The sequence below is a fragment of the Dyella mobilis genome (genome assembly GCF_016904945.1).
In the GTDB taxonomy this organism is placed as follows: Bacteria; Pseudomonadota; Gammaproteobacteria; order Xanthomonadales; family Rhodanobacteraceae; genus Dyella_B; species Dyella_B mobilis.
Map to the genome: position 1 here is coordinate 1 of NZ_JADIKF010000008.1, position 1,060 is coordinate 1,060.

Annotated in this window: 1 protein-coding gene; it reads right to left on the minus strand. The window is 61.4% G+C overall.

What is annotated here, in order from left to right; translation table 11 throughout:
- Positions 1–1,060, minus strand: a 1,060-nt coding sequence (locus ISS99_RS00040) for an amino acid adenylation domain-containing protein (RefSeq protein WP_204629521.1), incomplete at both ends; no start/stop codon positions are given.

Sequence of the window (1,060 nt, forward strand, 5' to 3'; positions counted from 1 at the left end):
GTGGTGAGGTAGGCCACCAGGCGTTGGTCGCCCGGCACGTCTTCGCGCGGAATCACCACCGCTTCACGCACCTGCGGATGCTCGGCCAGACGCGCTTCGATCTCGCCCGGTTCGATGCGGAAGCCGCGAATCTTCACCTGGTGGTCGTTACGGCCCAGGAATTCCAGGTTGCCATCGGGCAGGTATCGCGCCAGATCCCCGGTGCGGTACATCCGTGCATCGGCGTGCGGGCTGAATGGGTCCTCGAGAAAGCGCTCGGCCGTGAGATCCGGACGGTTCAAATAGCCACGCGCGACGCCGGCTCCGCCGATGTACAGCTCGCCGGCAACGCCGCGCGGTACCGGTTGACGATGCGCATCCAGCACGTAAATGCGTGTGTTGGCGATCGGGCGGCCGATCGGGATGGAGCCGGCCGGACCACCGCTAACGTCACACCATGCCGTGGCACACACCGTACATTCTGTGGGGCCATAAGCATTGAAGACTGCAGCACCTGTCTTCTGTGCATGCGTCCATGCGGTATCTGGTGCCTCACCCGCCAGAATAAGCACCTGCAAATCGGCCAACTGCACCGATTCAATGGGTTCGCGCAGCAAGGCAGGAGGCAGCGTGGCGTGCGTAATCGCATGTTCTTTGAGATAGCTCGGCCATGCTGCGGCCTGGCGCTGGGCCTGGTTGGCCAGATGGAGTGAAGCACCCGAGCCGAAAGCCATGACGATTTCAAAGATGCTTGCATCGAAACTGCACGATGCAAACTGCAGAATTCGACTTTGCGCTGAAACCTTGAAAAGCGGAATCTGCGCTTGCATCAAATGAACGAGCTGGCGATGTTCCACCATGCCGCCCTTGGGCATCCCGGTGGAGCCGGAGGTATAGATGACGTAAGCCAGATGCCGGGCACACAGGCCGAGCATTGCTGTGTCGGGATTGCTCGGTGACTGAGTGGACCACGGCAGTTGCGACGCATCCAGATGCAGTGCAGGCACGCAAGCCAGTGCCGTATCGCCCAAGGCTCGGCGTCCCACGGCATCGCTGAGCAATAGTTCAGGCTGCGCATCGT